General features: G+C 72.3%; 12 protein-coding genes. 8 read left to right on the forward strand and 4 right to left on the reverse strand.

The window, feature by feature from the left end; genetic code table 11:
* Window positions 1-37 precede the first annotated feature (37 nt).
* The 4 genes from ACZ4U1_RS33340 (at window position 38) to fabF (ending at window position 3,711) form a co-directional block, all read left to right on the forward strand.
* Entirely contained in the window at window positions 38-964 is a 927-nt protein-coding gene (locus ACZ4U1_RS33340; protein WP_467907902.1) for an ACP S-malonyltransferase, read from the forward strand.
* 13 nt (window positions 965-977) lie between these two features.
* Window positions 978-2,009, forward strand: a complete 1,032-nt coding sequence (locus tag ACZ4U1_RS33345; RefSeq protein ID WP_467907903.1) for a beta-ketoacyl-ACP synthase 3 — start codon at window positions 978-980, stop codon at window positions 2,007-2,009.
* Between the two features lie 81 nt (window positions 2,010-2,090).
* Window positions 2,091-2,339 (forward strand): acyl carrier protein, encoded by a 249-nt coding sequence (locus ACZ4U1_RS33350; protein WP_030341284.1) that lies wholly within the window; start codon window positions 2,091-2,093, stop codon window positions 2,337-2,339.
* A 109-nt stretch (window positions 2,340-2,448) separates the two neighbouring features.
* Window positions 2,449-3,711: a beta-ketoacyl-ACP synthase II gene (fabF, locus tag ACZ4U1_RS33355; protein ID WP_467907904.1), complete on the forward strand. Its 1,263-nt coding sequence runs from the start codon at window positions 2,449-2,451 to the stop codon at window positions 3,709-3,711.
* 66 nt (window positions 3,712-3,777) lie between these two features.
* Here the strand turns inward: fabF and ACZ4U1_RS33360 are convergent, their stop codons facing one another.
* On the reverse strand, window positions 3,778-4,272 hold the full coding sequence (locus ACZ4U1_RS33360) for a DUF3145 domain-containing protein (protein ID WP_189294093.1): 495 nt from the start codon (window positions 4,270-4,272) through the stop codon (window positions 3,778-3,780).
* Window positions 4,273-4,527: 255 nt separating this feature from the next.
* On the opposite strand from ACZ4U1_RS33360, the gene ACZ4U1_RS33365 reads away from it, so the two are divergent.
* Both ACZ4U1_RS33365 and ACZ4U1_RS33370 read left to right on the forward strand, forming a co-directional pair.
* Window positions 4,528-5,412, forward strand: a complete 885-nt coding sequence (locus ACZ4U1_RS33365; protein ID WP_467907905.1) for an SGNH/GDSL hydrolase family protein — start codon at window positions 4,528-4,530, stop codon at window positions 5,410-5,412.
* Window positions 5,413-5,427: 15 nt separating this feature from the next.
* On the forward strand, window positions 5,428-6,405 hold the full coding sequence (locus tag ACZ4U1_RS33370; protein ID WP_467907906.1) for an aldose epimerase family protein: 978 nt from the start codon (window positions 5,428-5,430) through the stop codon (window positions 6,403-6,405).
* Between the two features lie 1,132 nt (window positions 6,406-7,537).
* Here ACZ4U1_RS33370 and ACZ4U1_RS33375 read toward each other — a convergent pair.
* Window positions 7,538-9,979: a beta-glucosidase H gene (locus ACZ4U1_RS33375; protein ID WP_467907907.1), complete on the reverse strand. Its 2,442-nt coding sequence runs from the start codon at window positions 9,977-9,979 to the stop codon at window positions 7,538-7,540.
* A gap of 102 nt (window positions 9,980-10,081) precedes the next feature.
* On the opposite strand from ACZ4U1_RS33375, the gene ACZ4U1_RS33380 reads away from it, so the two are divergent.
* Complete coding sequence (locus ACZ4U1_RS33380; protein WP_467907908.1) at window positions 10,082-10,663, forward strand: TetR/AcrR family transcriptional regulator; 582 nt, start codon at window positions 10,082-10,084, stop codon at window positions 10,661-10,663.
* Between the two features lie 107 nt (window positions 10,664-10,770).
* Complete coding sequence (locus ACZ4U1_RS33385; protein WP_467907909.1) at window positions 10,771-12,012, forward strand: pyroglutamyl-peptidase I; 1,242 nt, start codon at window positions 10,771-10,773, stop codon at window positions 12,010-12,012.
* Here ACZ4U1_RS33385 and ACZ4U1_RS33390 read toward each other — a convergent pair.
* Window positions 11,984-12,598: a LysE family translocator gene (locus ACZ4U1_RS33390; protein WP_467907910.1), complete on the reverse strand. Its 615-nt coding sequence runs from the start codon at window positions 12,596-12,598 to the stop codon at window positions 11,984-11,986. The two genes, ACZ4U1_RS33385 and ACZ4U1_RS33390, sit on opposite strands and share 29 nt — an antisense overlap.
* Window positions 12,595-13,395, reverse strand: a complete 801-nt coding sequence (locus ACZ4U1_RS33395; protein ID WP_467907911.1) for an EI24 domain-containing protein — start codon at window positions 13,393-13,395, stop codon at window positions 12,595-12,597. The genes ACZ4U1_RS33390 and ACZ4U1_RS33395 overlap by 4 nt, the downstream gene beginning before the upstream one ends.
* Between the last annotated feature and the right edge of the window lie 52 nt (window positions 13,396-13,447).

A 13,447-nucleotide genomic window follows, 5' to 3' on the forward strand; every position in this document is an offset into this window, starting at 1 on the left:
CGGGCGGCCGCGCCCGTCCCCAAGAGAGAGTGTGAGAGTGCTCGTACTCGTCGCTCCCGGCCAGGGCGCTCAGACGCCCGGCTTCCTGACCCCCTGGCTCGAACTGCCCGGCGCCGCCGACCGCGTCGCCGCCTGGTCGGACGCCATCGGACTGGACCTGGTCCACTACGGCACCCAGGCCGACGCCGACGCCATCCGTGACACCGCGGTGGCCCAGCCGCTCCTCGTGGCCGCCGGCATCCTGTCCGCCGCGGCACTGGGTGACATCTCCGAGATCGCCCCGGGCGCGGTCGCGGGTCACAGCGTCGGTGAGATCACCGCCGCCGCCTTCGCCGGTGTGCTGGACGACACGTCCGCCCTTAGTCTCGTCCGCAAGCGGGGTCTGGCGATGGCCGACGCCGCCGCGGTCACCGAGACCGGCATGGCGGCGCTGCTCGGCGGCGACCCGGAGACCTCCGTCGCGCACCTGGAGAAGCTGGGCCTGACCCCGGCGAACATCAACGGTGCGGGGCAGATCGTCGCCGCCGGCACGCTGGAGCAGCTGGCCGCGCTGGCCGACGACAAGCCCGAGGGCGTCCGCAAGGTCGTCGCGCTGAAGGTGGCCGGCGCCTTCCACACCCGGCACATGGCGCCCGCGGTGGAGACCCTGGCCAAGGCCGCGGCGGAGCTGTCGCCGGCCGACCCGAAGATTCCTTACGTCTCCAACAAGGACGGCCAGGTCGTCGCGTCCGGTGCCGAGGTGCTGGAGCGGCTGGTCGGCCAGGTCGCCAACCCGGTCCGCTGGGACCTGTGCATGGAGACGTTCAAGGAGCTGGGCGTCACCGCGGTCGTCGAGGTGTGCCCGGGCGGCACCCTGACCGGCCTGGCCAAGCGGGCCCTGTCCGGTGTGAAGACCCTCGCCCTGAAGACCCCCGACGACCTCGACGCGGCTCGCGAGCTCATCGCAGAGCACGCCGGCGCCTAAGGAGCCCGAGAGCATGTCGAAGATCAAGCCCAGCAACGGCGCCCCGTATGCGCGCATCCTCGGCGTCGGCGGCTACCGGCCGACCCGGGTGGTGCCGAACGAGGTGATCCTCGAAAGGATCGACTCGTCCGACGAGTGGATCCGCTCGCGCTCCGGCATCGAGACCCGGCACTGGGCGGGTCCCGAGGAGACCGTGGCCGCGATGGCGATCGAGGCCTCCGGCAAGGCGATCGCGGACGCCGGCATCGACGCCGAGCAGATCGGCGCGGTCGTCGTGTCGACCGTCTCGCACTTCAGCCAGACCCCGGCCGTCGCCACCGAGATCGCCGACAAGCTCGGCACCGACAAGGCCGCCGCCTTCGACATCTCGGCGGGCTGCGCGGGCTTCGGCTACGGCCTGACGCTCGCCAAGGGCATGGTGGTGGAAGGTTCCGCCGAGTACGTGCTCGTCATCGGCGTGGAGCGGCTGAGCGACCTGACCGACCTCGAGGACCGGGCGACCGCCTTCCTGTTCGGTGACGGCGCCGGCGCGGTCGTGGTCGGCCCCTCGAAGGAGCCGGCGATCGGTCCGACGGTGTGGGGCTCGGAGGGCGACAAGTCCGAGACCATCAAGCAGACCGTCCCGTGGGACCGCTTCCGGATCGGCGACGTCTCTCAGCTGCCCCTCGACAGCGAGGGCAACATCAAGTTCCCTGCGATCACGCAGGAGGGCCAGGCGGTGTTCCGCTGGGCCGTGTTCGAGATGGCGAAGGTCGCCCAGCAGGCGCTGGACGCGGCCGGAATCACCCCGGACGACCTGGACGTCTTCATTCCGCACCAGGCCAACGTGCGGATCATCGACTCGATGGTGAAGACGCTGAAGCTGCCGGAGCACGTCACGGTCGCCCGTGACATCCGCACCACCGGCAACACCTCGGCCGCCTCGATCCCGCTCGCGATGGAGCGGCTCCTGGCGACCGGGGAGGCGAAGAGCGGCGACACCGCGCTCGTCATCGGATTCGGGGCGGGTCTCGTCTACGCCGCCACGGTCGTTACCCTCCCCTAGGCACTCCGTGCCGGATCGTGCGATCCGAAACGGGGACAACTGCCACAAACCGTCTGGAATATCTAAGAAGGAGCGCCTGACATGGCCGCCACCCAGGAAGAGATCGTCGCCGGTCTCGCCGAAATCGTGAACGAGATCGCCGGCATCCCGGTTGAGGACGTCCAGCTGGACAAGTCCTTCACCGACGACCTGGACGTCGACTCGCTGTCCATGGTCGAGGTCGTCGTCGCCGCCGAGGAGCGCTTCGACGTGAAGATCCCGGACGAGGACGTCAAGAACCTCAAGACCGTCGGCGACGCGACCGACTACATCCTCAAGCACCAGGCCTGAGCCGTCCCGTAGGCCGCAGGCTGCAAGGCCCCGCCACCCGGCGGTGGCGCCGTAATCCCCGCTGAGGCGGGGGTAGTCCTCCCGCTATTCCGTTGGAGAAAGAATTCCCGTGAGCCCGACCAATCGCACCGTGGTCGTCACCGGTATCGGCGCAACCACACCGCTGGGTGGCGACGCAGCCTCGACCTGGGAGGCCCTCGTCGCCGGCAAGTCCGGTGTCAGCCTGCTCGAGCAGGAGTGGGCGGCCCAGCTGCCGGTCCGGATCGCCGCGCAGATCGCCGTGGAGCCGGGCGAGATCATCCCGCGCCCGCAGGCCCGCAAGCTGGACCGGTCCGCGCAGTTCGCGCTGATCGCGGCTCAGGAGGCCTGGAAGGACGCCGGTTTCACCGCCAGGGCCGGTGAGGACGCGTCCGTGAACCCCGATCGTCTCGGCGCGGTCATCGCCTCCGGCATCGGCGGCGTGACGACCCTGCTGGACCAGTACGACATCCTCAAGGAGAAGGGCGTACGCCGCGTCTCCCCGCACACCGTGCCGATGCTGATGCCCAACTCCCCGGCGGCCAACGTCGGTATCGAGCTGGGTGCCCGCGCCGGTGTGCACACCCCGGTCTCGGCCTGCGCCTCGGGCGCGGAGGCCATCGGGTACGCGATCGAGATGATCCGCACCGGGCGTGCGGACGTGGTCGTGGCCGGTGGTACCGAGGCCGCCATCCACCCGCTGCCCATCGCCGCGTTCGGCAACATGATGGCGATGTCCAAGAACAACGACGACCCGCAGGGCGCCTCGCGTCCCTACGACGCCGGCCGGGACGGCTTCGTGCTCGGCGAGGGTGCCGGTGTGATCGTCCTGGAGTCCGAGGAGCACGCGAAGGCACGCGGCGCCCGGATCTACGCCGAGGCGGTCGGGCAGGGCGTCTCCGCCGACGCCCACCACATCACGCAGCCGGAGCCGTCCGGCAACGGCATCGCGCACGCGCTGCAGAACCTGCTGGACAACACCGACCTGAAGCCGGCCGAGATCGTGCACGTGAACGCGCACGCCACCTCGACGCCGCAGGGTGACGTCGCCGAGATCAAGGCGCTGCGGAAGGTGTTCGGCGACGACGTCGACCACATGGCGATCTCCGCGACCAAGTCGATGACCGGTCACCTGCTCGGTGGCGCCGGCGGTGTCGAGACCGTCGCGTCGATCCTGGCGCTGGTGAACCGTACGGCTCCGCCGACCATCAACGTGGAGAACCTCGACCCCGAGGTCAACGCGGACGTGGTGGTCGGTGAGGCCCGTCAGCTGCCCGAGGGCCGTATCGCCGCGCTGAACGACTCGTTCGGGTTCGGCGGGCACAACGTGGTCCTGGCGTTCAGGACCGTCTGAGAGACGTAGGCGAAGGGCCCTCACCGGCTGGTGAGGGCCCTTCGGCATGCCCGGCGGGGCACGGACTCACACGACCTGGTGCAGCCAGCGGACCGGGGCACCCTCGCCCGCGTAGCGGAACGGCTCCAGTTCGTCGTCCCACGGCTTGCCCAGGAGCTTGGCGATCTCCGCCTCCAGGTCGGTCTCCCCCTGCCTGGACCGCGTCAGCGCGGCGCGCAGGCGGTCCTCGGGAATCAGGATGTCGCCGTGGATGCCGGTGACGGCGTGGAAGATGCCGAGGTCGGGGGTGCAGCTGTAGCGCTCGCCCTCCGCGGTCGGGCAGGGCTCGGCGGTGACCTCGAAGCGCAGCAGATGCCAACCGCGCAGCGCGGAGGCGAGCTTGGAGGCGGTGCCCGCCTCGCCCTGCCAGGAGAACTCCGAACGCCAGGTGCCGGGGGCCGCGGGCTGCCGGATCCAGTCGAGGTTGACGCGCGTGCCGAGCACCCCGGCGACGGCCCACTCGACGTGCGGGCACAGCGCGCGCGGCGCGGAGTGCACGTACAGAACTCCACGTGTCGTCACCGGAACCTCCGGGCAGAGCGGGACATCTTGCGGACTGGCTGGGCGGCAGTGGCGCGACGGCCGCGTTGATGGCGAGGCTACCCTGCGGCGGGGCAAGGAGTGTGACGTACCGTCGGTCCCGGTGCCAGGAAACCGCCGCCATTCACCCAGGGGGACGCTTGTACGGGGGTGCGCCGTTCCCGGGCGCCGGACCGGGAACCCTCGCACGTTGTTATGGGAGACAGTGCCGACCGTCGAGCGAGGAGAACACCAGGGATGCGGAAGCGAAGCCACCGTGTGCGGGCCGTTCTCGCCGTCATGGCGGCCGTCCTGCTGGGAGCCGCCGGATGCGCCGGCGGGGACGGGCGTTCACCGGCGCCCCACAGCACCACGGCGCGCGCGGCCCGGCCCCCGGTGTGGGACCGCAGCCCGGACTCCATCGCCGCGGTGGGCGACTCCATCACGCGCGGCTTCGACGCGTGCACGGTGCTGTCGGACTGCCCGGAGGTGTCGTGGGCGACGGGCAGCGACGCCCGGGTGGACAGCCTGGCGGTGCGGCTGCTGGGGGTGACGGGGGCGGCGGAGCGCAGCTGGAACTACGCGGTGACGGGCGCCCGCATGGCCGACCTGCCGCAGCAGATGGAACAGGCGGTGGCCCGCCGCCCGGAGTTGGTGACGGTGATGGTGGGGGCGAACGACGCCTGCCGGTCCTCGGCGTCGGCGATGACCCCGGTGGCCGACTTCCGCGCGGACTTCGAGGAGGCGCTGGACACGCTGCGCTCGGCGCTGCCGAAGACGCAGGTGTACGTGTCGAGCGTGCCGAACCTGAAGCGGCTGTGGTCCGAGGGCCGGTCGAACCAGCTGGGCAAGCAGGTGTGGAAGCTGGGCATCTGCCCCTCGATGCTGGGTGACGCGGACGATCTGACCAGCGCGGCGATGCTGCGCCGGGACACCGTGCAGCAGCGGGTCGTGGCGTACAACAAGGTGCTGGCGGAGGTCTGCGCCAAGGACCGCCGCTGCCGCTTCGACGGCAACGCCGTGCACGACTACCGCTTCGGCACGGACCAGCTCAGTCACTGGGACTGGTTCCACCCCAGCAAGGACGGCCAGGCGCGGCTGGCGGAGATCGCGTACCGCCGGATCACAGCGCGGAACCCGTGACCTAGGGTTTCCCACATGAACGAACTTTTCGGCACACTTTCCGACGGCACTCCGGTGCACCGGTGGACGCTGGAGCGCGGCGGGGTGCGGGTGCGGGTGCTGTCGTACGGCGGGATCGTGCAGTCGTTCGAGGTTCCGGACGGGGCCGGCCGGCCGGCGGACGTGGTGCTGGGGTTCCCGGCTCTCGACGGCTATCTGGCCCACCCGGAGCCCTATCTGGGCGCCGTGATCGGCCGGTACGCGAACCGGATCGCGGGCGGCCGGTTCCGCCTGGACGACCGGACGTACACCCTGGCGCGGAACAACGGCCCGAACTCGCTGCACGGCGGTGAGCGCGGTTTCGACAAGCGGGTGTGGGACGTGACGCCGGTGGACCACGGCCTGCGCCTGAGCCGGGTGAGCCCGGACGGCGAGGAGGGCTTCCCGGGCAGGCTGGCGGTGACGGTGACGTACACGCTGTCGGAGTCCGGTGCGCTGCGGATCGTCTACGAGGCGGTCACCGACGCGCCCACGGTCGTGAACCTGACCCAGCACACGTACTGGAACCTGGGCGGCTCCAGTTCCGGCCACGCCGGCGGGCATGAGCTGCGGCTGGCCGCGTCCCGGTACACGCCGGTGGACGCGGACCTGATCCCGGCCGGGGAGCCGGCGGACGTGACGGGCACCCGCTTCGACTTCCGTACGGCCCGGAAGACCGGCTCCGGCTACGACCACAACTTCGTGCTCGACAAGGGGGTGACCGGGGCGGCCGAGGAGGTGGCCGAGCTGTACGACCCCGCCTCCGGGCGGAGGCTGAAGGTCGCGACGACCGAGCCGGGCCTCCAGCTGTACACCGCCGACCACCTCTCCGGGCCGTTCTCCCCCGGTGCCGGGATCGCCCTGGAGACGCAGCACTTCCCGGACTCCCCCAACCGGCCCGGCTTCCCGAGCACGGTGCTGCGGCCCGGCGAGGCCTACCGGTCCGAGACGGTGTACGGCATCTCGGCGCCCTGACCGGGCGCAACGCGGAAGAGGCCTCCGCGCCGGCGAGGACGGAAGTCCCACCGGCCCGAAGGCCTCGACCGTGGCGAGGAGCCAGCCCCCCACCGAACAGGCTGCGGGGCTCAGCCCCCGGCCCCGGCACCAGCACCCGCACCAGCACCGGCGCCAGCACCAGCGCCACCCCCGGCACCCGCTCCAGCACCGGCACCCGCACCAGCCCCAGCACCCGCACCGGCACCAGCACCCGCACCGGCACCAGCCCCAGCGCCCGCACCGGCGCCCGCTCCGGCGCCCGCGCCCGCTCCGGCACCAGCGCCCGCTCCGGCACCAGCGCCCGCGCCGGCTCCGGCACCCGCACCAGCACCGGCTCCGGCACCAGCACCCGCACCCGCACCCGCACCAGCACCCGCACCCGCACCCGCACCCGCACCGGCACCAGCACCAGCCCCGGCACCCGCACCAGCCCCGGCACCCGCACCAGCACCCGCACCAGCGCCCGCACCCGCACCGGCTCCGGCACCAGCACCGGCCCCGGCACCAGCACCAGCCCCAGCACCCGCACCAGCCCCAGCACCGGCGCCTGCACCAGCCCCGGCTCCAGCGCCAGCACCAGCACCAGCGCCCGCACCGGCTCCGGCACCAGCACCGGCACCAGCACCCGCACCCGCACCGGCGCCCGCACCCGCACCCGCACCCGCACCGGCGCCAGCGCCCGCACCAGCACCATTGCCCTGATGAGCCTTGTTGGGCTTATTGGGCTTGTTCTGCTTATGGGGCTTGTTGTGCTTGCCCTGGTCCAGCATCTGGGTGTGGACCGACTCCGGTGCAGCCGCCGGTGCGGCGAAAGCGGTGGTGGGGAGCAGGACGCCGCCGGCTGCCAGGGTGACCGTGGTGGCCAGCATCGCCAGGCGCTTCTTGTAGCTCTTGCGCTCGATGTTCGTCATGGGAATCCGCCTCCGTGGGGGGTTGGTGACCCGAGCTGTTCTCGGGGTGTGCTTCAACTACACCCCGGCGGTCGCGCCCGGTCAGGTTCCGGGAAGTCGTAGCTTGACGAACGGGACATAACGGTGTTAAACGCACATGAGCCCCGGCCCAGGGGTCAGGTCCCGGGCCGGGGCTGCTCACGAGGGAGACTTGTCCCGGATCAGACGTTAATCGGCGCGATCAGCCGGCGGTCGGCGATCGAGCGTCCGGCGGTGATCTCGTACGAACCCTTCACACACGACCACGCCTTCGCCGCCTCGTCCCAGACCTCGAAGGCGCGGCGCGGCAGCTCGACGGCGACCTCGGCACGCTCACCGGGCCCGGCCTCGACGGACGCGAAGCCCGCCAGCCGGCACCCCGGGCGCTCGGGGCCGGGCCCGGCCGGTGAGACGTAGACCTGGACCACCTCCCGGCCGGCCCGCTCGCCGGTGTTGCGCACCCGGACGCGGACGGTGGTGCCGTCGACCTCCAGGGACTCGTAGGCCCAGTCGGTGTACCCGAGGCCGTGGCCGAAGGGGTACGACGGGGTGCGGCCGGCCCGCTCCCACGCGCTGTAGCCGATGAACACGCCCTCGCTGTACGGCAGTTCGCCGTCGACCGGGACGACCTGGGTGACCGGGGCGTCGGCGAGGGAGCCCCAGGTGGTGGGGAGCCGGCCGCCGGGCTCGTGGACGCCGGTGAGCACGTCGGCGAGGGCGGCGCCGCCCTCCTGGCCGGGGAACCAGGTCAGCAGGACGGCGGCGACCTCCTCCCGCCAGGGCAGCTCCACCGGGGAGCCGGCGTTGACGACCACGACGGTGTTCGGGTTGGCGGCGGCGACCGCACGGACCAGGTCGTCCTGGCGGCCGGGCAGCCTCAGGTCCCGGCGGTCGAAGCCCTCGGACTCCACGCGCTCGGTGGTGGCGACCACGACCACGGCCGTGTCGGCGCCGCGGACGGCCTCGACGGCCTCGGCGATCAGTTCGTCGGGGTCGCGCTGCGGGCCGGAGTGGGCGAGCGCGAAGGCGATCACCTTCATCGGCAGGTCCTCGGGGAGCTGGACGACGTGGGTGAGGGAGACGTCGACCGGTTCGCCGGCGGTCAGCTCGGGCTGGGCACGGGGGACGGGGGCGGCGAAGAAGGCCTCGAAGGGGTCGTCCTGGGCGGGGCGCTGGACGTCGTCGTAGTACGTGGTGCCGTCGACGGTGAGGGTGAAGGGGCCCGTGCCCTTGATCCCGAAGGTGTGCGGGCCGGACTCGCGCGGAGTGAAGGTGCCGGTCAGCTCGATGGTGTGGAGGGTGTCGTGGGTGACGCCGTCGGGGAGGTCGGAGCCCATCCACTGGATCTGGCCGCCCGGGGCGGAGCGGGTGCCGATGACGTCGCCGGCGGCGTTCCGGCAGACGGCCCGCAGGGTGAAGCCCTGGTCGCCGACGGCCAGTTCGGTGGCGGGGTCGGCGCCGACGGCGTAACCGAGGGTGCCGTCGGGGAGGGCGGCGGTGAGCCCGTCGAGCGGGGAGACGGTCCGGGCCGGGAAGACGGTGGCGGAGCCGCCGCCGAGCACGCGGGCGTCGCGGGCGGCGGCTCCGATCAGGGCCACGGTGGTGCCGGGCCGCAGCGGGAGCGCGCCGCGCTCGTTGCGGAGGAGGACGAAGGAGCGGCGGGCGATCTCGCGGGCCAGGGCCTCTCCGTCGACCGGCGCGGGCGGCTCGGTGACCACGGGTTCGGCGCCGGCCAGGACGCCGACGCGGGCGGCGAGGCGGAGCACCCGGCGGACGGCCGCGTCGAGGGTGGCCTCGCTGACCCTGCCGTCGCGCACGGCCTGGGCGAGGGCGGGGCCGTACACGGTCCGGGGGCCGGGCATGGCGACGTCGAGGCCGCCGTGGATGGCGGCGACCGTGTCCCGGGCGGCCGTCCAGTCGGAGACGTTGAAGCCGTCGAAGCCCCACTCACCGCGCAGGACCTCGTTGACGAGGTGGTGGTGCTCGGTCATCGTCGTGCCGTTGACGGTGTTGTAGGCGGTCATGACGCCCCAGGGGCGGGCGTCGGTGACGATGGCCTCGAAGGGGACCAGGTACAGCTCGCGCAGGGCGCGTTCGGGGACCAGGTTGTTCACCGTGAGGCGGTCGGTCTCGGCGTCGTTGGCGACGAAGTGCTTGACGGTGGTGCCGACCCCGCCGGACTGGACGCCGGTCACGTAGCCGGTGCCGATGACGCCGGTCAGGTACGGGTCCTCGCTGTAGCACTCGAAGTGGCGGCCGCCGAGCGGGGAGCGGTGCAGGTTGACGGTGGGCGCGAGCAGGACGTGGACGCCCTTGCGGCGGGCCTCCTGGGCGAGCAGCACACCGGCGCGGCGGGCGAGTCCGGGGTCCCAGGTGGCGGCGAGCGCGGTCGGCGAGGGCAGGGCCACGGAGGGGTCGTCGGCGGTCCAGCGCACGCCCCGGACGCCGATCGGGCCGTCCGACATGACCAGGGACTCCAGGCCGATCTCGGGCAGCGCGGGCAGGGTCCACATGTCCTGTCCGGCCAGCAGGCGGGCCTTGGCGTCGAGGTCGAGCGTGCCGAGGGCGGCCTCCACGACCGCCTCGCGGGCCTTGTCGGCCGGGGTGGGCTGGGCTCCCGCCATCGGGTTCCTCCTCGTCGAGTCCGTGCAGGTGCCTCCATCGTGCCCGCGCCACCTGTAGAGCGGTAGGTTTCGTTATCCTGCCGTCACATCGACGGTGAGGTGATGTCGTACGGTGACGTCATGAACGCGAGGGTCAGGAGCGGGGAGCGACGCGCGGAGATCGTCGGGGCCGCCCTGGAGGTGATCGCCGAGCGCGGTTACCGGGGTGCGAGCCTCGCGGCCGTGGCCGAGCGGGTCGGACTCACCCAGCAGGGGCTGCTGCACCACTTCCCCACCAAGGAGGCCCTGCTGGTGGCCGTGCTCCAGGAGCGGGACCGGTGGGACGCGGTGCCGGACTCGCAGTGGCGGGTGGACCTGCTGGCCTCGCTGGTGGAGTACAACGCGATGCGGCCGGCCATCATCCAGACCTTCTCCGCGCTCCTCGGCGAGAGCGTGACGGAGGGGCATCCGGCGCGGGGCTACTTCACGGAGCGGTATGCCCGGGTGCGGGAGTCCATGGCAACGGTCCTGCGCACCGAGTACGGCGACCGGCTCCCCAACGGCCTCACCCCCGAACGCACCGCCCCCCTCCTCATCGCCGTGATGGACGGCCTCCAGTACCAGTGGCTGCTCGACCCCGAGTCGGTTGACATGCCGGGCGCGTTCCGGGACTTCCTGCGGCTGCTGGGCGAACGGGTGGACTGAGGGAGCGCCCCGCAGGGGCACGGGGAACCGCGCGACCGGCCCCCACCGGCCCGCGGCCGAGTACGGTGGGCCGGGTCACGGCGCTTCCCGGAAGGAGCCCAACTCCCTTGAGCCCCATACGACTTCGTCTCGGCGTCCTCGGACTCGCCCTGCTCGCCGGCCTGTCCGCTCCCCCGGCCACGGCCGCCACCACCCCATCCCCCACGGTCGAGGAGCGGCGGCTCGACCAGGCGGTACCGCAGGAGATCCTGCGGCGCTCCGGGTTCGACGGCGTGGCACGGGAGTTCGGCCGCGCACTGGGGCACGCGCAGTCCTACGCGCAGGCCCGCCGCATCGTGGGACGCGAGGGATCCGCGCTGTGGCGGCGAGCTGTGGACCGGGCGCAGGGACGCGGGCCCGCCGGTGGGGACCTCAGCCGGGACGACGACCGGCCGCTGTACTGGGCGCGGCTGGCGATGACCCGGCAAGTACGGGTCTGGAACCCGGACTTCGCACTCACCGAGCGGCAACGGGACGCGCTGCTCGACCGGTTGGAGCGGACCTCACGGGGACAGACCGACATCCGCTACCCGGCCGGGGGCCACTCGCGCCGGGTCGTCCTCACCGGCTTCGACCCCTTCACGCTCGACCGGGACATCCGTATCTCCAACCCGTCCGGGGCGACGGCGCTGGCGCTGGACGGCACCGTGGTCGAGACGGCGGCGGGACCGGCACGCATCGAGACCGCCGTGTTCCCGGTGCGCTGGCAGGACTTCGCCGAGGGCACGGTGGAGCGGACCCTGCGGCCCTACCTGCCGAGGACGGACCTGTTCACGACCGTGAGCCAGGGCCGGGTCGGCCGGTTCGACATCGAGCGCACCAACGGCGCCTGGCGCGGCGGCTTCCCGGACAACGACAACGTCAGCCGGACGGAGACCGTACCGGTCATGGACCCGGCCACGCAGCCGCAGTGGACGACCACGACCCTGCCGTACGCCGCCGTCACGGCCGCGCCCACGGGGCGTTTCCCGGTGTACGACAACACGCAGGTCACCGAGATCCCGGCGGGTGGGAGCGAGCCCGTCGTACGGCCGGACGGGCCGACCCCGGGCTCCACCGCCCGGGCCGGGGGCGGCGGCGACTACCTGTCCAACGAGATCGCCTACCGGGCCACTCTGCTGCGGGACCGGCTCGGCCTGCGCGACAGGCTGCCGGGCGGGCATGTGCACACCCCGGTGCTGCAGTTCGGGGCCGGGAACACCACCGAGGTGACCGACCCCGAGTTCGTCCGCAACCGGCTGGACATCATCGCCCAGGTACGGGCGATCGTCACCGTGGCCGTCAGTGCGACGGAGCGAAGGCCAGGCTGATGCCGAGTCCGGCCAGGACGGAGCCGATGACCTTGTTGAGGACCTTCTGGGCGCGGAGCATCAGCGTGCGCATGCGCTCCTGCGAGAAGAACAGCGCGACGACGCCGAACCACCCCAGGTGGGCCAGCGACATGAACAGGCCGTAGCCCACCTGCCGCCAGACCGGTGTGCCGGGGCTGACGACTTGGGCGAAGGTGGAGACGACGAACAGGGTCGTCTTGGGGTTGAGCACGTTGGTGAGGAAGCCGGTGCGCAGCGCGGCGAGCGGCGTCAGCGTGGCCTTGTGCTCCAGGTCCACCTCGACCTCGCCGCGGGTGCGGAAGGTGCGTACGCCGATGTGGACGAGGTAGGCGGCGCCGATCAGCTTGACGACCGTGAACAGGAAGGTGGAGGAGGCGATCAGCAGGCCCACGCCGAGCATGGTGTAGGTGACGTGGACCAGCACGCCGGCGGCGACGCCCGCGGCGGCGAACAGGCCGGTGCGGCGGCCGTACAGATAGCTGTTGCGGACGATCATCGCGAAGTCGGCGCCGGGGGCGATGACGGCCAGGACGGTGATGACGGCTACGGCGAGTATCTCGGTCACGGGGTGGCGTTCTCCTCTGCGTCTTCGGACTCGTCGGTGCCGTCCCCGGCGTTCTCCTCGCCCAGCAGGTCCCGGGCGAGGAGCGTGGCGCCCGCGACCGCGCCCGGCATCAGGAACACCGCGACGAACGGAACCAGGAACGCCAGGCCCAGGGGTGTACCGAAGCCCCAGGCCAGGGCCTTGCGGGAGCGCAGCAGGGTGAGGCGGGCACGCAGGTCGACGCCCCGGCGCTGCAGGGCCACGGCGGCGAGTTCCTCGGTGAGGAAGAAACCGGTGACGAAGAAGCCGATCACGGGTACGACGGTCTGGCCGACGAACGGCAGGAAGCCGAGCGCGAAGAGCAGGACGCCCCACAGACCGGCCCGGACCAGGACGCGCAGGCTGTCCCGGGCCGAGACCCACAGCTCGCGCCAGAGCGGGAGGTCCGACCGGGGAGCGGTGCCGTCGGGCGAGACGTCGGCGTCGGCCTTCTCGGAGAGGCTCTCGTAGAAGGGCTGGCCGACCAGCAGGGTGACGGCGGTGAACGTCAGCACGGCCAGCAGCAGGCCGAGCGCGAAGAGGACGGCGGTCAGGAAGCCGCGGAACAGGCCCTGCCAGGGGCTGGACCAGTCGTCCGCGAACGGCGTCGCCCAGCCGACCGCGTCCTCGCCCCACATGGCGAGCGCGACCAGCGCGGCGGCGTACAGCACGAGCGTGATCAGGCCGGGCAGCAGCCCGAAGCCGAAACTCCGCCCGTGCCGGGCCACCCACCGCTGGCCCTTCAGCAGATAACCGAAACCCACCCCGAGATCGCGCATGGCGAGGACTTTACTGGCTGGGTGTGACAGTGGGGGATGCCGGACAAGGGTT

The organism is Streptomyces sp. NPDC028928, assembly GCF_055564915.1.

Excerpts from the sequence above, each read along its gene's own strand:
- ACZ4U1_RS33345 (WP_467907903.1), top strand. The coding sequence starts at position 978 with ATGTCGAAGATCAAGCCCAGCAACGGCGCCCCGTATGCGCGCATCCTC.
- ACZ4U1_RS33350 (WP_030341284.1), top strand. The coding sequence starts at position 2,091 with ATGGCCGCCACCCAGGAAGAGATCGTCGCCGGTCTCGCCGAAATCGTG.
- ACZ4U1_RS33365 (WP_467907905.1), top strand. The coding sequence starts at position 4,528 with ATGCGGAAGCGAAGCCACCGTGTGCGGGCCGTTCTCGCCGTCATGGCG.
- ACZ4U1_RS33370 (WP_467907906.1), top strand. The coding sequence starts at position 5,428 with ATGAACGAACTTTTCGGCACACTTTCCGACGGCACTCCGGTGCACCGG.
- ACZ4U1_RS33375 (WP_467907907.1), bottom strand. The coding sequence starts at position 9,979 with ATGGCGGGAGCCCAGCCCACCCCGGCCGACAAGGCCCGCGAGGCGGTC.
- ACZ4U1_RS33380 (WP_467907908.1), top strand. The coding sequence starts at position 10,082 with ATGTCGTACGGTGACGTCATGAACGCGAGGGTCAGGAGCGGGGAGCGA.
- ACZ4U1_RS33395 (WP_467907911.1), bottom strand. The coding sequence starts at position 13,395 with ATGCGCGATCTCGGGGTGGGTTTCGGTTATCTGCTGAAGGGCCAGCGG.